This window comes from Planotetraspora phitsanulokensis (genome assembly GCF_016863295.1).
Taxonomy (GTDB): Bacteria; Actinomycetota; Actinomycetes; order Streptosporangiales; family Streptosporangiaceae; genus Planotetraspora; species Planotetraspora phitsanulokensis.
In genome coordinates, this window is sequence record NZ_BOOP01000020.1 from 100,668 (window position 1) to 119,706 (window position 19,039).

A 19,039-nucleotide genomic window follows, 5' to 3' on the forward strand; every position below is an offset into this window, starting at 1 on the left:
AACTAACGGGAACGCGGGGCGGGAGTGGCGGCTCGCGGCCGGAGCACGGAGGCCCTCGTCAGTCGGTGATCCTGGCCACCCTCCTGAGCTTGTTGACGGCGTCGAGTGCGGCCACCTTGTACGACTCGGCCAGCGTCGGGTAGTTGAAGACCGCGTCCACCAGGTAGTCGATGGTGCCGCCGCAGCCCATGACCGCCTGGCCGATGTGGATGAGCTCGGTCGCCCCCGTGCCGAAGACGTGCACTCCGAGCAGCGTCCGGTCCTCCGGCGAGACCAGCAGCTTCAGCATGCCGTAGGTGTCGCCGATGATCTGGCCGCGGGCGAGCTCGCGGTAGCGGGAGACTCCCACCTCGAACGGGATGAGGGAGTCGGTCAGCTCGTCTTCGGTCTTCCCGATGAAGCTGATCTCCGGGATGGTGTAGATCCCGATCGGCTGGAGCCCGTTCAACCCGCTGACCGGCTCGTCGCAGGCGTGGTAGGCCGCCAGCCTGCCCTGCTCCATCGAGGTCGCCGCGAGCGAGGGGAAACCGATGACGTCGCCGACGGCGTAGATGTGCGGGACGGAGGTCCGGTAGAACTCGTCGACCGCGATCCTGCCCCTGTCGTCGGCCGACAGCCCCGCGGCCGTCAGGGCGAGGTTCTCGGTCATCCCCTGGCGGCCCGCCGAGTACATGACCGTGGACGCCGGGATCTTCTTGCCGCTCTCCAGGATGGTGAGGGCTCCGCGCGGGTGCTTCTCGACCGCGGCGACCGTCTCGCCGAACCGGAACGTCACCGCGAGGTCGCGCAGGTGGTACTTGAGCGCCTCGACCACCTCGAGGTCGCAGAAGTCCAGCATCCGGTCGCGCCGCTCCACCACGGTGACCTTCGTGCCGAGGGCGGCGAACATCGAGGCGTACTCGATGCCGATGACCCCGGCGCCGACGACCACCATGGAGTCGGGCACCCGGTCCATCTGCAGGATGCCGTCGGAGTCGATGATCGTCTGGTCGTCGAACTGCACACTGGCGGGCCGCGCGGGCCGCGTGCCCGTAGCGACGATGATCTTGTCGGCCGAGACCTTCAGCTCGTTGCCGCGATCGTCGACCACGGCCACGGTGTGCGGGTCCACGAAATGGCCCGAGCCGCTCAGGACCGTCACCCGGTTGCGGGCGAGCTGGTTGCGGATCACGTCGACCTCGCGGCCCACGACGTGCCGCGTCCGCACGGTCAGGTCGGTGACGGTGATGTCCTCCTTCAGCCGGTAGCTCTGGCCGTACATGTCCCGCTGGGTCAGGCCCGTCAGGTACAGCACCGCCTCGCGGAGCGTCTTGGAGGGGATGGTCCCCGTGTTGATGCAGACGCCGCCGATCATGTCGCGGCGTTCGACGATGGCGACCCGTCGTTCCAGCTTCGCCGCGGCGATCGCCGCCTTCTGCCCACCTGGCCCGGAGCCAAGGACAAGTACGTCAAAGTCGGTCACATCGTTAGTTTGAGGCTCCGAGTTGGCGCCGGAAAGAGTTCCCTTCGTTTCACCTGGCCCGACGTGACATATTGATCCGCATTTCGCGAAAAGTTCACACGGCCCCGGAATGACGATCCTGGGCCGGCCTGAGACGGCCGGGGTCAGCCGGCGGCCACCTGGGGCAGCGGCACGCCGGGGTCGGCGAGCCTGCCTCGGTCGACGGGGGCGCCCGAGCGGATCAGCGCCTGGATCTGGTCGGCGACGCCCCAGACGTTGACGTTCATGCCGGCCGTCACCTTGCCGTCCGCGATCCAGAACGCGATGAACTCACGGGACGCGAGGTCGCCTCGCACCACGACGTCGTCGATGTGGCCGGGTGAGGGGTGGCCGCTGTACTCCATGCCCAGGTCGTACTGGTCGGTGTAGAAGTAGGGCAGCCGGTCGTAGGCGACGTCCCGGCCGAGCATGGCGCCCGCGGCGACCACGGGCTGGTTGAGGGCGTTGGCCCAGTGCTCGACGCGGATGTGGACGCCCAGCAGCGGGTGGTAGGCCGCGGCGACGTCGCCGGCCGCGAAGATGTCGGGATCCGACGTGCGCAGGTCTGCGCCGACCCGCACCCCGTCGCCGACGGTCAGCCCGGCGGCCGCGGCGAGACCGGTGTTGGGGACCGCGCCGATCCCGACGACGACCGCGTCCACGTCCAGCTGGGCGCCGCCGGCCAGTCGCACCCCCCGGACCCGTCCGTCCTCGCCGGTGATCTCGGCGACCCGCGCTCCCAGCCGCAGGTCCACGTCGTGGTCACGGTGCAGGTCGGCGAAGACGGAGGCGATCCGGGGGCCGAGCACGCGCAGGAGCGGCTGCGACTCGACCTCCAGGACGCTCACCCGGACCCCGGCGGCGCGGGCGGCGGCGGCGACCTCCAGGCCGATCCACCCCGCGCCGACGATCGCGATCCGGGAGGCGGTGGCCAGGGTGTCCCGGATGCGCTCGCTGTCCCCCACGGTGCGCAGGTACAGCACGCCGTCCAGGTCCGCTCCCGGGACGGTCAGGCGGCGGGGCGAGGCGCCGGTGGCCAGCAGCAACTTGTCGTAGCCGAGCCGTTCTCCGCCGGACAGCGTGACCCGATGGGCGCCGGGGTCCACCGCGGTCACCGCGACGCCCGAGCGCAGGTCGACGTCGTGCTCCCGGTACCAGCCGGCGTCGTGGACGAAGATCTTCTCCCGCTCCGACCTCCCCTGCAGGTAGTCCTTGGACAGGGGCGGCCGCTCGTACGGCGGATGGGGCTCGTCGCCGATCAGTACGACCCGGCCGTCGAAACCCTGCTCCCGCAGCGCCTGGGCGGCCTTGGCCGCGGCGAGCCCGCCGCCTGCGACAACGAACGTGGGGGGTGTGGACATGACGTCATGCTCCAGTCGGGCTCGTGGCGGACGCGGGCGGGACGGCTGTGCCGAGCTCGACGCAGCAGGCTCCCGGCCGGGGCGCCAGAGTGGCGGTGAGGGTGGTGGCGCCGAGCCCGTCGAGGAACCCGGCCAGGAAGGCGTGGTTGATCGCACAGACCAGGTCGGGATCCTTGGCGGCCAGCGGGTGGAAGGGGCAGTTCTGCAGCCGGACCAGCGTCGGCGTGGCGCGCGCGGGCTCGAACCCATGGCGTTCCAGCATCTGGCCGGCGCAGGTCAGGGCGCGTTCGGCTCCCAGACGTCCCGGCCTCGTCCGCCCGCGCTCGGCGTCGCCCAGCTCGCGGCCGCGGTCGGCCGCCACGCGCAGCGCGGCGTCCCGTCCGCTCTCCCCCGGGTCCTGGGTGCGGACGGCGTCGAGCAGGATGTCCGCGAGCAGGCCGTGTTCACGCTGGGGGATGCTCACCTGGACGTCCAGATCGGTCGGCTCGTACACCTTCGGCGCGCGGCCGACTCCGCGCGTCTCTCCCGGCCGGCCGTAGCCGGCCCGCAGCAGCCCCACGTCGACCAGCTTGTCCAGGTGGAAGGCCGCGAGCTTGCGGGAGATCCCGACGCTGTCGGCCGCCTCGTCCCGGGTGACCGGGCCGTCCGATCGCCGGATGAAGCCGTACATGCGGCGGCGAAGGTCGTCGCTGAGCACCGCGACGGCCGCGAGCGTGGAGTCGTCCATGGTCACCCGACCACAGTAACACCCAAACTTGTTGGTTAAATAGCCCAGCCATCCTGCTTGTTGACGTTCGTTCCCGATATGGCTAACACTTGCTTCCGAAACAGGAGGTGGCAATGTCCAGTCCGGCACACCAGGCCGAACGGCCGGTGACGATGGTCCCGGGAACCCACGGGCGCCCGACGCGTCACGACGGCGTGGACGTCGCGGCGGCCGAACGCGCCGCCGGGGAGTTCCTCAGCGCCCTCGGCATCCCCGTCGACGCGGAGGGCCTGCGGGACACGCCTGGCCGGATGGCCCGCGCCTACGCCGAACTCTTCAGCCCGCGCCCCTTCGACCTCACCACCTTCCCCAACGACGAGGGGTACGACGAGCTCGTCCTGGTCCGCTCCATCCCCGTCCGGTCCGTGTGCGAGCACCACATGCTGCCCTTCGCCGGTGTCGCCCACGTGGGCTACCTGCCCGGACGGCGCATCGTCGGCCTGTCGAAGCTCGCCCGGATCGTGGAGCACTTCGCCTGCCGCCCCCAGGTCCAGGAACGGCTCACCAAGCAGGTCGCCGACTGGTTGCAGACCCGGCTCGAGCCCAAGGGAGTCGGCGTGGTCGTCGAGGCCGACCACACGTGCATGACGCTGCGCGGCGTCCGGGCCTCGGGATCGCACACGGTCACCTCCGCCCTCCTGGGCGTGCTCCGCGACGACGCGCGCTCCCGCGGCGAGTTCTTCGCCCTCGCCCACCCCACCGGCCACTGAGACGACGGGCACCCGATGGAGATCTGGATCAATCCCGACTGCTCGAAATGCCGCTCGGCCCTGTCTCTTCTGGACGGCGCGGGCGCGGAGTACACCGTGCGCCACTATCTGGACGAGCCGCCCACGGAGGAGGAGCTCCGTGACGTGCTGACCAGGCTCGGCCTCGAACCGTGGGACATCACCCGGACCGGTGAGAGCGTGGCGGCCGGCCTCGGCATGGCCGGCTGGCCGCGCGACCCCGGGGACCGCGACCGCTGGATCCGGGCCCTGGCCGCCCATCCGATCCTCATTCAGCGCCCCATAATCACGGTCGACGACGGGCCCGCCGTCGTCGGCCGATCCCCCGACGCCGTCCGCTCCGTGCTCACGCCGCCCTCACCCAGGAACGGAACCCCCTAACCGCTCGCACAGGTGCCCGGGGCAGGCGAAGCAATCCGAGTGCAACTCAGACGCAACTGGGGCGAGGCACCCTGCTAAGCATGTGGAAGGACACTTCGCGCTACCTCAGCGAGCTCCTCATCTGGGAGATCGAGGACTATCTCAGCGCACAGGCGGTGAAGCCGGACAAGGCCCGCGTCGCGTACCTGCGGCTGGTCGACCAGCGGGCCGCGGCCGCGGTCGCCGCGGACCTGGAGGCGGGCGGCAGCTTCTACGCGGCGGCCAAGCGGGCGCACGTGTTCGGCATGACCCTGCCCGGCGACATGTTCGGCGTGGTGACCCGGGCAGAGCGTCCCAGCGTGTTCGACGCCGTGCCCGGCACCACGTTCCCTCCCGTGCCCGACGGTGAGGGATATGTGATCATCAGGTTGATCGCCTTCGAGTCCTGACCCCGGGACTACCGCCGCCCTCCGGGGAGGGTCTCACGGTCGGCGATGGTCTTCGCGCCCGCTTCACGCGCACAGTGGGCGCAGCAGAACCATCGCCCGTCCAGGGCCACGCCGTGCCCGACGATGCGGCACGAGCAGTGCTCGCACACGGGCGCCATCCTGGTGATCGCGCACTCGAAGCTGTCGAAGACGTGCACCACCCCCTGAGCGTGCACCTCGAACGCCATGTCGTAATCGTTGCCGCAGACCTCGCAGGTCGCCATGGTCACCCCCGGTCAGCCGATATTTCGACTCCGGCATACCCGTCCGGTCACACCGGCGAACCGCGATGTACCGCGCATAACAACGCACTGACCAGGACTTTCATCACCGGCGCCGGACGCCGCGCCCCCCGGTGGCACGCGGCGTCCGGAACCGGCGGCTCCGGCCTGGTCAACCGCCGAGGACGAAGTCCCTGATCCTCAGGTCTCCGGTGAAGACGAGGTACAGATCCCTGACTCCCGCGACGGGGCCGACCGGGGCGGTGGCCGTTCCCCAGGCGTGGACGTCGCCCGTGGCGGGGACGGGGACGGTCGCGACGACCTTGCCGGTCGGCGAGCCCAGGCGCAGCTCGAACGATCCGCCGCTCACCGAGGAGACTCCCGCGGTGACCCGCGCCGGCTTCCTGAGGTCGGCGTCACGGAACACGATCCAGTCGCCGCTCGAGGCGCCGACGGCGTCACCGCGCTCCTTCGTCTCGTCGACCATCTCGACGCCGGAGTAGTCGTCGAAGTCGACGGCCCTGGTCAGCCGGGTCAGGTCGCGGGGCGGGATCGTCTCCCCCGTGACGTTCAGCGTCGTCCGCCGGCGGACGCCGTCGGATGAGCCGCCCACCATGACGTCGTGCCCGGATGCCTCGACGACCCATCTGTTCCGGGTGACGTCCCAGATGGCCAGGTCGGCCGCCTTGAAGGACAACGTCACCGTCCTGGTCTGCCCGCGCTCGAGGTGGACGCGCTCGAACGCGCGGAGCCGCTTGACGGGCTGCTCCACCCGCGAGGACCGCTGGTGGGTGTAGAGCTGGACCACCTCGTCACCCGCGGCCGGGCCGGTGTTGGTGACCTTGACGGTCGCCACGACCGTGCCGTCCGGCCGCGCCGAGTTCGCGTTCAGCTTCAGCCCCTGGTACGCGAAGGTCGTGTAGCTGAGCCCGTGGCCGAACGGGTAGAGCGGCCGGTCCTTGGAGTACTGGTACGTCGCGCCGCTCTTGATGATGTCGTAGTCGAGGATGTCCGGCAGGTCGCCCGCCGAGCGGGGCCAGGTCTGGGTCAGGCGTCCCGCCGGGTTGACGTCGCCGAACAGCACGTCCGCGAGCGCGTGCCCGGTCTCGGCGCCGGCGTGCGTGGTCCACAGGATGGCCGGGACGTTGTCCTGCTCCCAGCCGATCGTCGTCGGATAACTGTTCTCGAGGACCACCACGGTGTGGGGGTTGGCCTTCCTGACCGCCTTGACCAGGGCCTCCTGTCCTTCGGCGAGGTTCAGGTCGGTGCGGTCGTGCGCCTCGCGGCCGTTGATGAACGGCATGCTGCCGACGACGACCACCGCGACGTCCGCGCCCCTGGCCGCCGCCGCGGCCGCCTCGACGCCGCTGGCGACCGTCTCCTTGGCGAACCTGGACGCCTGGTCGGCGGTGGTCAGCACGAGGGTCCCGTCGTCGCCGGCCTTGATGTAGGTGTTCGGCCCGAACCAGCTCTCGGCGGTCTCGTAGCCGGCGTAGCGCAGGAGGTAGGCGCCGTCGGCCTGCTTCTCCAGCTTGAACTGCTGCTGGACGAACCAGCCGTTCGGCTGGGCCTGGTCGTTGACGAAGTTCGACCAGTTGTACCCGGCGTACTTGCCGTTGGCCACGCTGCGCAGCGTCAGGACGCCCTGGCCCCAGTCGAACACGTCGAACTTCTCGGTGTCGCCCGCGGTGGTCGCGCTCTCCCTGAGCACCGCGCCAGCCTCTCCGGCGCCGGCGGTGATGTACCTGCCCGTCGCGACGTCCTTGAGGGCGATGCGGTCGGCGCCCTCGGTGCCGGTGACGGCGCCCGCGCCGAGCCGCTCCCGGATCCCGTCGAGCGGGGTCACCCGGTACGGCAGGCCGCCGGAGTACCAGTCGGTGTAGAGGGTCTGGCTGAGCGGGCCGATCACGGCCACCTTCCTGGCCGCCGGGCTCAGCGGAAGGGCCTTGTTCGAGTTCTTGAGCAGCACCATGGCCTCGGCCGCCGTCTTGCGGGCCAGCAGGCGGTGCTCCGGGCTGTCTACCACGTCCGCGCCGATCTTCCCGTACGGTCCGCCGTCCGGATCGAACTCGCCGAGCCGGAAGCGGATGGACAGGATGTGCCGGACGGCGGTGTCGACGTCTGACTCCGTGATCAGTCCCCGCTCCAGGGCGGCCTTGATCGCCGTGGTGGTGGGAGCCGCGTTGGTGTCGTCGGTGGTGAAGCTGTCGATGCCTGCCTTGAGCGCGGCCGCGTCCGCCTCGGCGAGGTTCGGATAGTAGGACTGGGAGCCGACGAGGTTGTTGGGAGCGCCGGCGTCGGTGACGTTCAGCAGGTCCTTCTCCGTCCAGGACCGCACGACGTCGTCCAGGTCGGGGTTGACGGTGGCGGGCCGTCCGTTGACCAGGTTGTAGGAGGCCATGACGCCGGTGGCGGCGCCGGCCTCGACGGCGGGCCTGAACGCGGCCTGGTCGTACTCCTGCTCGACCCGCGGCGGGAGGCCGGACGACGTGCTGTCCCGGCGCACCTCGTTGTTGTTGGCCAGGTAGTGCTTGAGCGTCGGCGCCGCCCTGAGGTGGTCGGGGTCGCCGCCCTGGATGCCCGAGCCGTACGCGGTGGAGATCGCGCCGGTCAGCGTCGGATCCTCGGAGTAGCCCTCCTCGTTGCGGCCCCAGCGCGGGTCGCGCAGCAGGTTGACCACCGGCGCCCACAGGTTCAGGCCCCAGACCCGCGGGTTGCGGCTGTTGAAGCCGCGCGCCTCGTCGCCGACCGCGGCGCCGACCCGCTCGATCAGGTCCGTGTCCCAGGTGCTGGCGAGGCCGACGGCCTGCGGGAAGACGGTCCCGTCCGCGGTCACGACCGCGCCGCCGTGGTCGATGTCGGTGGACCAGGCGACTCCGTGGAGGGCCTCGGTGCCGGTCTTGAACAGCCCGATGCCGAGCCTCGGGATCGCGGGCTGGTACTGATGCAGCCACGAGATCTTCTCGTCGAGCGTGAGGCGGCCGAGCAGGTCGTCGATCCGCTGGCCGAGCGGGAGGGCGGGGTCGCGGAAGGGCGGGTCCTCCGCCGCCCTGGCGGCCGGGGCCGCCAGGAGCGTCATCAGCAGGCCGATGACGGCCGTCACCCATAACGGACGTCGCAGGGACATGGTGCCTCCAGGTCAGGTGGGGGGCATGGAGTTCACTGGGTCCGGGAAGACGAGGGGATCGGGTCCTCACTTGATGGCGCCGACGGTCACCCCTCTGGTCAGCGTGCGCTGGAAGATCAGGAAGAAGGCGACGGCCGGCACGATGCCGAGCAGCGCCGATGCGCTCGACATGGTGGCGTCCATCATCTTCTCGCCCTGCAGGACGCCCAGGGCGACCGGCACGGTCTGGTTGTCGTTGGAGATCAGGAAGATCAGCGGCAGGAAGAACTCGTTCCACGTCCAGATGAAGAAGAAGATCACCAACACCGACAACGTCGGGCGGCTGATCGGGACGACGATCCGCGACAGCGCCCGCCACTTGCCCGCCCCGTCGATCGAGGCCGCCTCGAGGATCTCGCGGGGGAACTGCCCGAGCACCGACGAGAGCAGGTAGGTCCCGAACGCCGCCTGGATGACGGTGAAGATCAGGATCACGGCGAGCTTCGAGTCGTAGAGCCCCACTTCCTTCGACAGGTAGTAGAGCGGGTAGACGAGCGACTCCTGCGGGAGCGTGTTGGCGACGAGGAACAGCACCAGGATCCACAACCTGCCCCTGACCCGGCCGATGCCCAGCGCGTACGCGTTGAGCACGGACAGCACGACGGCGGCGATCGCGACCGCACCGCTGATGAGGAGGCTGTTCAAGAACTTCTCGCCGAAGTCCACCCGGTTCCAGAAGTCGATGATCCCGTCGAGGTAGAGCCCCTTGGGCAGGCTCAGCGGCCCTCCCGCGGAGTACTCCGCGGGCGACTTGAACGCGTTGAGCGTGACGATCACGAACGGGGACACCATCGCGACGGCCAGCACCACGAGGGCCGCGAGCACCGCCCACCTGCCGGGGGCGCGCACGCTGCGCACGGTGCGTACTGCGCGTACGGAGGTCATGCGTCACGCTCCTGGACGCGCAGGAAGAGGAAGGTCACGACGACGATGATCAGCGCGAGGACGGTCGCGATGGCCGAGCCGTAGCCCACGTTGGCCTTCTGGAAGAAGTTCAGATACGAGAAGTACGAGGGCACCATCGTCGCGTTGCCCGGCCCGCCCCGGGTGAGCACGAAGATCGGCCCGAAGACCTTGAGGGCGGCGATAGTGCAGGTGAGGAGCACGACGAAGATCTCTGGCCTGATCTGCGGGATCGTGATGTGCCAGAACCTGCGCCACCAGGAGGCGCCGTCGATCTCGGCGGCCTCGTGCAGCGCCGGGTCGGCCCGCTGGAGCCCGGCCATGAAGATCACGACCGGGTAGCCGAGCTGGAACCACACCATGATCGCCATGACCGTGGCGAGGGCGAGGTCGGGGTCCCCCAGCCAGTTGACCTTGGTTCCGAAGATCGCGTTGACCGCGCCGTACGACGGGTGCAGCATCCAGTTCCACACCACGCCGGCCACGGCGATCGGCAGGATCTGTGGCAGGTAGTAGGCGGCGCGCAGGACCGACGCCGTGCGCGAGCCGAACTTCTTGCCGATGTAGTCGAACAGGGCCGCGGACAGCACGAGCCCGATCAGGGTCGGCACGACGGCCATGGCGACGATCAGGGCGACGTTGTGCTCGAACGACGTCCAGAACCGCTCGTCCTTGAACAGCTTCGTGTAGTTGTCCAGCCCGATCCAGGTGGGGGTGCCGACCCCGGACCAGCGGGTGAAGCTCGTCGCGACGTTCATGACGAACGGCACGACGATGACGGCGAGGAACAGCACGAAACTGGGGATCAGGAAGATCCAGTAGCCGCCTCGCCCTCGGGGGCGCGCCGGAGATGGCGCCATGAGCAGACCTTTCGGGATATGTCCGGCGGCGGGGGCCGGTCACCCCTGCCGCCGGGAGCCTTGCGTTCGCCTTGGGGGTCAGTTCCCGATGTCGGCGAGGTTGTCGTTGTACGGCTGGGCGATCTCGTCGAGCACCTGCTCGGGCGACTTGCTGCCGTTGATCAGCTCCTGCACGCCCGCGACGAGCACGTCGTAGTAGCCGGGTGCCGGCCAGTCGGGATAGAAGGCCAGGCCGTCCTGGGAGGAGAGCTTGTTGAAGTTCTCCACCAGTTCCTTGCTCTTGGGGTCGGTGATCGCGGTGGGGTCAGCCGCGACGGGAAGGCCGCCGGAGTTGCCCAGCAGGTTCTGGATGTCCTTCTTCATCGTGATGTCGATGAAGTCGTAGGCCAGGTCCTTGTTCTTCGCCTTCTCGGGGACGACCCACAGGTTGCCGCTGGATCCGGGCGCCATCGCGCCGCCTGGCCACAGGAACGAGCCCCAGTCGAAGTCCTTGATCTGCTCCTGGAACCGGCCGTACCACCAGCTGCCGGAGATCATGATCGGGAACTTGCCGCCGATGAACGAGACGCCCATGTCCTCGGCCTTGATCCCGGCCGAGTCCTTGCTGATGTAGCCCTTCTTCACCCAGTCGGCGAAGGTCTGCGCGCCGTAGGTGAACTCCGGCCCGTGGAAGTCGACCTTGCCCTTGTACTGCTGGAAGGCGTCGACCCAGGCCCGGTCGGCCTTGCTCAGCGCGAGCAGATACATGATCTGCTGGGCGGGGTACTCGGCGCCGCCGGTGGCGATGGGCGTGATGCCGGCCTTGGCGAACTTGTCCAGTGCGGCGGTGAACTCGTCGAAGGTCGTGGGCACCTCGATGCCCTGCTTCTTGAAGGCGTCCTTGTTGTAGTAGACCATCACGTACTCGGCGTAGTTCGGGATGCCGAACCACTTGCCGGAGCCCATGATGCCGCGGTCGTCGTAGCGGGCCGTGGTCTGGAGCGACGGGCTGAGCAGCTTGTCCCAGCCGCGCTTGGCGGCCTCGTCGGACAGGTCGGTGAGCAGGCCCTGCTTCGACAGCAGGCCGGCCGTGGCGTTGCCCTTGTTGTACTCCATGACGTCGGGCGCCTCGTCGGAGTTGAGGACCATGCCCGCGGTCTTCTGGATCTGCTCGAAGCCCTTCTCCTCGAACTTCACCGTGACGCCGGGGTGGCTCGCCTCGAACTCCTTGATCGCCTGCGCCCAGGCCTTGCCCATGGCGCTGTCGGCGCCCTCGTAGTGCCACAGCGTGAGGGTCCTCGGGCCCGACGACGAGCCGCCGCCCCCGCCATCCGACGATCCGCCGCATGCGGCGAGCACCATCGCGGAGGCGGCCAGCACAGCCGCCGCGGCCGTCCTGCCTATCTTCAGCATGGTCATTCTCCAGGGGGTTTCGTGCTAGTTGATGATGACCGGGGCGCCGGGGCCCGTGAACTCGACGCCAGTGATCCGCTTGGGACCCTCGACCGTGACGACCAGGCGGTCGCCGTCGCGCACGGCGGTGACGACGGTGTCGCCGTCCAGGTCCCTGATGGTCGTACGGCTCTCGCGGGCGGGCACGCCGAAGGCGGCCAACGTGACCGGGGCGTCGTCGCCCACCGTGTCCCCCGGCTCGGTCACGGGGATGAGCGCGCCGTGCCGTACGAACAGGGGGATCTGGTCCAGCGGCGGGGAGACCGTGATGTGGCGGCCGCCCTCGATCGCCTCCCCGGTCCAGTAGTCCACCCACACCCCCGCGGGCAGGTAGACCTTCCGGGTTCCGTCCGCCGAGATCATGGGGGCCACGAGCAGGTCGGTCCCGAGGAGGTATTCGAGGTCGGCCTGCCACGCGACGGGGTCGTCCGGGTAGTCGACGCACAGCGCCCGCATCATCGGCGCGCCCGTCTCCGCCGCCGTGACCGCCGCGGAGTAGATGTACGGCATGAGCCGGTAACGCAGCCGGATCGCCTCGACGGCGCCCCGCTCAGCGTGCGCGGGGAACCGCCACGGCTCCCGGGTGGTGGTGCCGTGGAAACGGATCAGCGGCGAGAGCGCGCTGAACTGCGACCAGCGGATGTAGAGATCGGGTGTCGGCGTCCCGGTGAAGCCGCCCGCGTCGTGGGTCCAGAACGGGATGCCGGACAGGCCGTGCGACAGGCCGCCCCTGATCGTGCTGCCCATCGAGGGATAGGCGGAGTCGACGTCGCCGCTCCACTGCGCGGCGTGCCGCTGGCCGCCCAGGTAGGACGAGCGGGCCCAGACCATGCCGTGTCCCGCGACCTCACGGGTGGCCTCGGAGACCACGTCGTTGAACAGCAGCGAGTAGACGTTGTGCAGGTCGGTGCCGGTCATCCCGTTGAAGGCCACCGCGTCGGCCGGGACGCCCTCGGCGAAGTCGGTCTTGAAGACCGAGACGCCTTCGCGCAGGCGGTCGCGGAGCAGGCCCTTGAACCAGTCGACGGCGGCGGGGTTGGTGAAGTCGACGATGCCGCAGGCCGGGTGCGAGCCGTGCCAGGAGTCGGCCACGTAGACCTCGCCATCCTGCCTCCTGAGGAGATATCCGTTCTCGGCCGCCTCCGGGAAGGCCGGACTGAGATGTGAAATATACGGATTCATCCAGAGGCAGACCCTGAAGCCCTGCTTCTTCAGGGCGGCCAGCATGCCCACGGGGTCGGGGAAGGTCTCGGGGTCCCACCGCATGTCCGACCAGTGGTCGCCGACCTGCCAGTAGGTGTCCAGGTGGAGGACGTCACACGGGATGCCCCTTTCTCTGATCGTCGCGGCCCGCTCCAGCACGCGCTCCTGGCTGTCCCGGAAGAACCCCGAGGAGATCCACGTGCCGAACGCCCACTTGGGCGGCAGTTCGGGCTTGCCGGTGAGCCGTCCGAATCGGGTGAGCACGTCCGCCGGGGCCGGTCCCGCGATCACGTAGTAGTCGAGCAGGTCGTCCGGCACGATGATCTGCACGTCGCTGTGCGTGGACTGGCACATGTCGAACTCGACCGGGGAGCCGCTGTCGACCATGAGGCCGTATCCCCTGTTCGACAGGTAGAACGGCACGTTCTTGTAGGCGCGCTGCGACTCCGCGCCGAAGGCGTCGAAGTTCCACATCAGCGGCCGCTGGCCGCGCTTGTCCAGGGGCGTGAACGACTCGCCGAACCCGCCGAACGCCTCGTCCGCGGGGGCCAGGAACGTCTCGTGGTAGGCCACGGGCACGCCGTCGGCGCTCGACCGCCCGAAGGGCAGCGTGCGGAGCCGGCCGCTGATGTCCGGTTGCCCGGGGTCCTGCTCGACCAGCGTCCGTCCTGCGCGGTCGGTGAAGCGCATGTTCCACGGGTCGAGCCTGATCTCCGCCCGGAGCGAGCCCGCGTCGACGATCACCCTGCTGTGTCCCGCCTCCACGACGGCGTCGCCGTACCGGCCGGGGGTGACCATCGTGATCGCCCGGGACGCACGGCTGCGGGCGTCGGCCTCCGCGCCGAGCCTGACCCGGATGACGCCCTCCCCCGCCACCGAGACCTGCACGACCAGCGTCTCGTCCGCCGAGGTCGAGCCCTTGAAGGTGACGCCGTCGCCGTCCGAGGCCACGACCTCGGCCCGCGTCACCGCCGACAGGCCGGTCTCCCCGGGCCTTCGCACGGGAAGCTCGGGCGGGTCCGCCACGAAGTACTCGCGCGCGATCAGGGGAGGGCGGTACGGCATTTGCGACACTCCATCGTTGGTGCGAAGACTGTGGAGTTAGTTTGCCGTCCATCCGAACAAAGGTCAACGGCTCCGTGACGCTTCGAAGATCGAAATGAGCATCTTCGTGCGACTTTCGCCTGTTTTATTCCGATTTATGCATGTTTTGGGTAATGTGACCGGCAATTAAGGGCCAGGAGGTGGCATGAACAAGTTCGTTCACGTGATGCCGCTCGACGACGTCATCAGCCATGAGGGCACGCCGGACTGCATCTGCGGACCGGCCGGGCAGATCGTGAGCGCGGCGGACCTCCTGGAGGACCCCGACCTCGACGGCGTCGTCGACGCCGACGACCTGACCGGCTTCGAGGACGAGGACCTCCCGGACGGCGCGTACTCCCCGGACACGGGCGCGGACGACTGGGATCGGGCCGACGGCCTGGAACAGGCGGACGACGACGAGGGACCGGAGGGCGACCCCCGCCTGGCGGTCTGCATCATCATCTACCACCACTACGCGCTACGCCCCTGCCACGAATGGGAAGCCTCCCCCGAGCCCTAACGCAGCCCTTTTGGGGGTGATCATGCACACCTTCGTACACAGGCCTCCCGACCAGCCCTTTCACAGTGCGTGATCATGCACGCGAGGTCACAGAGGGCAGCCCACACTCTTCACGCCGGGCGTCCGCGTCCGCTTCGGCTCGCGCCGTACGGCAGGCGGGGCAATTCATGCATGATCACAGACGGGTTCGGCCAGGTCATGGGACAGGCGCGCGAATCTGCGCATGATCACGACAGGCCTCACCGCAGGTAAGCGGGCACTCCCCCGAAGGTGTGCATGATCACACCCCAAAACATGATCACCCCACAAATAAGGGGGTCAGGGGAAGGCACGGAGGGCGATTTCGACAGCGCGGGCGAGTTCCTCGCGGGTGGCGCCGGCGGCGGCGTGGACGGCCAGGCCCTCCGACACGGCCATGATGTAGCGGGCGAGGTCGTCGGGATCGTTCTCGGGGCCCAGGTCCCCGTCCTCGATCGCGCGGCGGAACCGGTCGCGCATCGCGAGTTCCCCGGCCTTGCGCGCCAGGGCGAGGGTTGAGGCCACCTCGGCGTTGTCGGGCCCGCAGGACAGGCCGCCCTGAATGGACAGACACCCCGGCGGCCGGCCCGGCATGGTCACGGCCTTGGCGTTCTCCCGCAGGAAGGTCTCGGCGACCTTCCTTGCGGTCGGCGCGGCGAGGGCGTCGCGCGCGTAGGCCAGGTCGACCTCGGCGTAGCGGGCGAGCGCCTTCCCGAACAGCTCACGCTTGTTGCCGAAGGCGGCGTACATGCTGGTCTTGTTGATGCCCATCGCCTCGGTGAGGTCACTGAGCGAGGCGCCCTCGTAGCCCTGACGCCAGAAGACCTCAAGCGCACGGTCCAGTGCCGCGTCGGCGTCGAATCCGCGGGGCCGGCCGATCACGGCCCGTCCAGTGCTGCTCATGTCTTCAGGGTAGCCAACGAAAAACCGATCGGTACACAAGTCGGCCGACGAGTGCTATCGTCCTTTTCAGTACCAATCGGTACCGAAGTTTCCGCAGGAAAGGACCGAGTAATGGGACAGCTCGAAGGCAAGACCGCGGTCGTCACCGGAGGCACCACCGGCATCGGACTCGCCGCGGCCCAGCGGCTGGCACAGGAGGGCGCACTCGTGTTCGTCCTCGGCAGGCGCAAGCCGGAACTCGACGACGCGGTACGGAAGATCGGCCCCAACGCCGTCGGCGTCCAGGGCGACGTGTCGGACCCGACGGACCTCGACCGCCTCTACACGGCGGTCGGGCAGCGTGGGCAGGGAGTGGACGTGCTGTTCGCCAACGCGGGCGGCGGCGCCTTCGCCCCGCTCGAGCAGGTCACCGAGGAGCACTTCGACCAGACCTTCGACACCAACGTCAAGGGCACGCTCTTCACCGTCCAGAAGGCGCTGCCGCTGCTCAACGACGGCGCGTCGATCGTCTTGACCTCCTCCTCCAGCGCGGACTCCGGCAGCGAGGCCTTCGGTGTGTACGCGGCGTCCAAGGCGGCCGTCCGCTCCTTCGCCCGCACCTGGGCCAACGAGCTCAGGGGCCGCGGCATCCGGGTGAACGCCATCACTCCCGGGGCGGTCGACACCCCCGGATTCAGCGGCCTGGCCCCCGACGAGCAGCAGGCCGAGCAGCTCAAGGGCCATATGGCGAGCCAGGTGCCCATGGGCCGGCTGGGCCGGCCGGAGGAGATCGCCGACGCGGTCCTGTTCCTCGCCTCCGGCCAGAGCACCTTCGTCACCGGCGCCAACCTCTACGTCGACGGCGGCCTCAACCAGATCTGAGACCAGAACTGAGACCAGGACTGAGACCGGCTCTGGAACCAACGACAGACCGACAGGAGCGTCAACGATGGACCTGGGACGAACGGGAATCTGGAGCACGGAGCTCCGCCTCGGCGATCCGGGCGAGACAGCGGAGGCCGCGGCCGAACTCGACGATCTCGGCTGGGGAACACTGTGGATCCCCGGCCTGGGCGGCGGCGACGTCCTCGGCGACGTGGAAAGGCTGCTGCGCGCCACCCGTGCGACCACGGTGGCCACCGGCGTCATCAGCATCTGGCGGCACCACGCCGAGGAGATCGCCCGGGGTCACGCCGCACTCCGGGAGGCGTACGGCGCACGCGTCCTCACGGGCCTCGGGGTGAGCGACCCCGCCGCCGCGGATGGGGCGGGCCGCCCGTTCCGGCCGGTGGAGGACATGAACGGGTATCTCGACCGCCTCGACCACACGGGCGCCCCCCTCCCTGCAGACGAGCGGATCCTCGCCGCGCTGAGCCCGCGCCTCGTACGGCTGGGCGGGGAGCGCACCGCGGGGGTGCACCCGTTCATGGTCACGCCCGAGTCCACGGCGGCCACCCGGGAGTCGCTTGGGCGGGCGCCCACGCTCGCCCCCTACCAGGCCGTCGTGCTGGACGGGGATCCCGGCAGGGCGCGCGCCACCGCGCGCGGCTTCCTCGGGCCGTTCCTGACCATGGACCACTACGCCAGGAGCCTGCGCCGCCAGGGGTTCGCCGACGAGGATCTGGCCGGTGGCGGCAGCGACCGCCTGATCGACCGAGTCGTGGCCTGGGGGGAGGTCGAGACGATCGCCGGTCGCCTGAGAGAACACCACGACGCTGGGGCCGATCACGTCGCCCTCCACGTCCTGCGCGCGGACGGGGCGTTCCCGCGCCGCGAGTGGCGGGAACTGGCACCCCTGACCCGTGCGTGATCATGCACACGTTCGGGCCGAAACCCTCCGACCAGCCTCTTCACGGGTCGTGATCATGCACACATTCTAGGAGGCCCCTCTGTGATCACGGTCGGTATTCCTCCAGTTCAGCGCATGTTCTGTCGAATGTGTGCATGATCACGCTGAGGGGTTATCGGTGGGCGAACGCCCCCATCGCGGGGAGCGCCCGATCGTCGTAGCCGAACAGCGCCTGGTTCTCCCAGCCGTTTCCGGAGGAGGGATCGGCGGGGTCCCAGCCGTTGCCGGCCACGGCGGTCCAGGTGGGCTCCCAGTACACGGCCCCGAGCCCGCGCCCGTCCGGCACCGCCTGGACGATGCTCAGCACGTCGCGGAACATCGCGGTCTGGCCCGCGCGCGTGGCCGGATAGTTCGGGTACGGCTCGGCCGAGGTGATGATGTTGGTGAGGGGGTCGTTCTCGGCGTCGGTGAAGGGATAGGCCGTCTCCGCGACGAGCACGGGCTTGCCGTACCGGGCGGCGATGTCGTCGATGTTCGCCTGGAAGGCCCCGAGCGTCCCGTGCCAGTACGGGTAGTAGGAGACGCCGATCACGTCGTAGCGGACCCCGTTGGCCGCGGCGCTGTCGAACCACCAGCGGAACAGCCCGTTGTTGCCGCCCTCGGCCACGTGCAGGACGACCATCGTCTCGGCCGAGACGTCCTTCACCGCCTGGTATCCGGCGTTCAGCAGGCCGGCGAGGTCGGCGAAGTGCGAACTGCGGCCCTCCTCCCACAGGATCCCGTCGTTGATCTCGTTGCCGACCTGGACCATGTCCGCCGTGGTCCCCTGCGCCTTCAGCGCGTTGAGGACGTCGTAGGTGTGGTCGTAGAGCGCGGTCTTCAGCCCCGCATAGTCCAGGTCCGCCCACGCGGCGGGCTTGTACTGCTTGCCCGGGTCGGCCCACGCGTCGGAGTAGTGGAAGTCGATCAGCAGCCCCATGCCGAGCGCCTTGACGCGTCTGGCCATGGCCAGCACGTGTGCCTTGTCGTTGTAGCCGTCGGCCGGGTCGACCCACACCTTGAGCCGCACGTAGTCCGCCCCGGCGCCGTGCATGATCTTCAGTGGGTCGGCTCGCTTTCCGCTCGCGGTGAAGTACCTGCCGCCGTTCGCCTCCGACTTGGGCAGGCTCGAGGTGTCGGCTCCCTTCACGGCGAGCGTCGCCTTCCCCGGGGCGAAGGTGACGTCGTCGAAGTCGGCCCAGCCTCCGGCGGCCGCGTCGGTGGCCAGGCTGATCGTGCACCTGCCCCGCGTCACCTTCTGGGTGACCGCGATGTGCAGCCACTCGGAACCGGACGCCGGGACCCAGGTGGACGTGTCCGGCGAGCCGCAGTCCTTCAGGGTGATCCTGCTCTGGTTCATCGCACCGGCACGCACCCAGGCGCGCAGCGTGTAGTAGCCGTCCCGCAGCCCGGACACCGTCTGGCGGGTCTCGGCCCGGGACGCCGTCGCCGCCTGCTGCGTCAGCCGTGACGAGCCGCTGTGCCCTCCTGCCTGGGTGAGAGCCGACGCGCCCTTGCCCGTGGACGTCCGCCAGCCGGTGACTCCCTTCTCGAAACCGCTGTTGGTGACCGCGGGAGGACCGGACGAGGCGGCCCGTGCCGGTTGGATCGCGACGAGCGTCGCGGCGGCGCACAGGGTGAGCGCCATCAGGGTCTTGTTCATGTGTCCTCGCTCAGGTGAGGAGTGATGCGGACATCCCCGAACCCCCGTGCGTCCCCGGTGCCGCGCCGCGGTCAG

At 69.5% G+C, this 19,039-nt stretch carries 17 protein-coding genes; 6 read left to right on the forward strand and 11 right to left on the reverse strand.

All coding sequences use genetic code 11. The annotated features are described in order from the left end of the window. Positions 1 to 58: 58 nt before the first annotated feature. The 3 genes from sthA to Pph01_RS21675 form a co-directional block, all read right to left on the reverse strand. On the reverse strand, positions 59 to 1,462 hold the full coding sequence (gene sthA, locus Pph01_RS21665) for a Si-specific NAD(P)(+) transhydrogenase (RefSeq protein ID WP_204074957.1): 1,404 nt from the start codon (positions 1,460 to 1,462) through the stop codon (positions 59 to 61). 143 nt (positions 1,463 to 1,605) lie between these two features. Continuing rightward, entirely contained in the window at positions 1,606 to 2,841 is a 1,236-nt protein-coding gene (locus Pph01_RS21670; RefSeq protein WP_204074958.1) for an NAD(P)/FAD-dependent oxidoreductase, read from the reverse strand. Between the two features lie 4 nt (positions 2,842 to 2,845). Further along, positions 2,846 to 3,568 carry a helix-turn-helix transcriptional regulator gene (locus tag Pph01_RS21675; RefSeq protein WP_345483422.1) on the reverse strand — a complete coding sequence of 241 codons (723 nt, stop codon included), beginning with the start codon at positions 3,566 to 3,568 and terminating at the stop codon, positions 2,846 to 2,848. A 152-nt stretch (positions 3,569 to 3,720) separates the two neighbouring features. On the opposite strand from Pph01_RS21675, the gene folE reads away from it, so the two are divergent. From folE to Pph01_RS21690, 3 genes are all read left to right on the forward strand, one after another. Next, entirely contained in the window at positions 3,721 to 4,317 is a 597-nt protein-coding gene (gene folE, locus Pph01_RS21680) for a GTP cyclohydrolase I FolE (RefSeq protein ID WP_204075083.1), read from the forward strand. A 15-nt stretch (positions 4,318 to 4,332) separates the two neighbouring features. Continuing rightward, the gene (locus Pph01_RS21685; RefSeq protein ID WP_204074960.1) at positions 4,333 to 4,716 is read left to right on the forward strand and encodes an arsenate reductase family protein; all 384 of its coding nucleotides are present in this window, start codon (positions 4,333 to 4,335) and stop codon (positions 4,714 to 4,716) included. An 80-nt stretch (positions 4,717 to 4,796) separates the two neighbouring features. Continuing rightward, positions 4,797 to 5,144 carry a peptidylprolyl isomerase gene (locus tag Pph01_RS21690; protein ID WP_204074961.1) on the forward strand — a complete coding sequence of 116 codons (348 nt, stop codon included), beginning with the start codon at positions 4,797 to 4,799 and terminating at the stop codon, positions 5,142 to 5,144. 8 nt (positions 5,145 to 5,152) lie between these two features. On the opposite strand, the gene Pph01_RS21695 is transcribed toward Pph01_RS21690, so the two are convergent. The 6 genes from Pph01_RS21695 to Pph01_RS21720 all read right to left on the reverse strand — a co-directional run bounded on the left by Pph01_RS21695 (position 5,153) and on the right by Pph01_RS21720 (position 14,032). Further along, positions 5,153 to 5,407: a metallothionein gene (locus Pph01_RS21695; RefSeq protein WP_204074962.1), complete on the reverse strand. Its 255-nt coding sequence runs from the start codon at positions 5,405 to 5,407 to the stop codon at positions 5,153 to 5,155. 169 nt (positions 5,408 to 5,576) lie between these two features. Beyond that, the gene (locus Pph01_RS21700) at positions 5,577 to 8,531 is read right to left on the reverse strand and encodes a glycoside hydrolase family 3 protein (RefSeq protein WP_204074963.1); all 2,955 of its coding nucleotides are present in this window, start codon (positions 8,529 to 8,531) and stop codon (positions 5,577 to 5,579) included. Positions 8,532 to 8,597: 66 nt separating this feature from the next. Then, the gene (locus Pph01_RS21705; RefSeq protein WP_239116902.1) at positions 8,598 to 9,455 is read right to left on the reverse strand and encodes a carbohydrate ABC transporter permease; all 858 of its coding nucleotides are present in this window, start codon (positions 9,453 to 9,455) and stop codon (positions 8,598 to 8,600) included. After that, entirely contained in the window at positions 9,452 to 10,333 is an 882-nt protein-coding gene (locus Pph01_RS21710) for a carbohydrate ABC transporter permease (RefSeq protein WP_204074964.1), read from the reverse strand. Before Pph01_RS21710 ends, Pph01_RS21705 begins: the two co-directional genes overlap by 4 nt. Before the next feature lie 78 nt (positions 10,334 to 10,411). Continuing rightward, positions 10,412 to 11,725 carry an ABC transporter substrate-binding protein gene (locus Pph01_RS21715; protein ID WP_204074965.1) on the reverse strand — a complete coding sequence of 438 codons (1,314 nt, stop codon included), beginning with the start codon at positions 11,723 to 11,725 and terminating at the stop codon, positions 10,412 to 10,414. Positions 11,726 to 11,749: 24 nt separating this feature from the next. Then, the gene (locus Pph01_RS21720) at positions 11,750 to 14,032 is read right to left on the reverse strand and encodes a TIM-barrel domain-containing protein (RefSeq protein WP_204074966.1); all 2,283 of its coding nucleotides are present in this window, start codon (positions 14,030 to 14,032) and stop codon (positions 11,750 to 11,752) included. Between the two features lie 184 nt (positions 14,033 to 14,216). On the opposite strand from Pph01_RS21720, the gene Pph01_RS21725 reads away from it, so the two are divergent. Continuing rightward, on the forward strand, positions 14,217 to 14,573 hold the full coding sequence (locus Pph01_RS21725) for a hypothetical protein (RefSeq protein ID WP_204074967.1): 357 nt from the start codon (positions 14,217 to 14,219) through the stop codon (positions 14,571 to 14,573). 318 nt (positions 14,574 to 14,891) lie between these two features. Here the strand turns inward: Pph01_RS21725 and Pph01_RS21730 are convergent, their stop codons facing one another. Beyond that, positions 14,892 to 15,494 (reverse strand): TetR/AcrR family transcriptional regulator, encoded by a 603-nt coding sequence (locus tag Pph01_RS21730; RefSeq protein ID WP_204074968.1) that lies wholly within the window; start codon positions 15,492 to 15,494, stop codon positions 14,892 to 14,894. 111 nt (positions 15,495 to 15,605) lie between these two features. Between Pph01_RS21730 and Pph01_RS21735 the strand changes: the two genes are divergently transcribed. Together Pph01_RS21735 and Pph01_RS21740 are read left to right on the forward strand one after the other, a co-directional pair. Continuing rightward, positions 15,606 to 16,355, forward strand: a complete 750-nt coding sequence (locus tag Pph01_RS21735) for an SDR family NAD(P)-dependent oxidoreductase (protein WP_204074969.1) — start codon at positions 15,606 to 15,608, stop codon at positions 16,353 to 16,355. A gap of 67 nt (positions 16,356 to 16,422) precedes the next feature. Beyond that, positions 16,423 to 17,283: a TIGR03620 family F420-dependent LLM class oxidoreductase gene (locus Pph01_RS21740; protein WP_204074970.1), complete on the forward strand. Its 861-nt coding sequence runs from the start codon at positions 16,423 to 16,425 to the stop codon at positions 17,281 to 17,283. 151 nt (positions 17,284 to 17,434) lie between these two features. On the opposite strand, the gene Pph01_RS21745 is transcribed toward Pph01_RS21740, so the two are convergent. Then, on the reverse strand, positions 17,435 to 18,964 hold the full coding sequence (locus tag Pph01_RS21745; RefSeq protein WP_239116903.1) for a glycosyl hydrolase 53 family protein: 1,530 nt from the start codon (positions 18,962 to 18,964) through the stop codon (positions 17,435 to 17,437). Positions 18,965 to 19,039 lie beyond the last annotated feature (75 nt).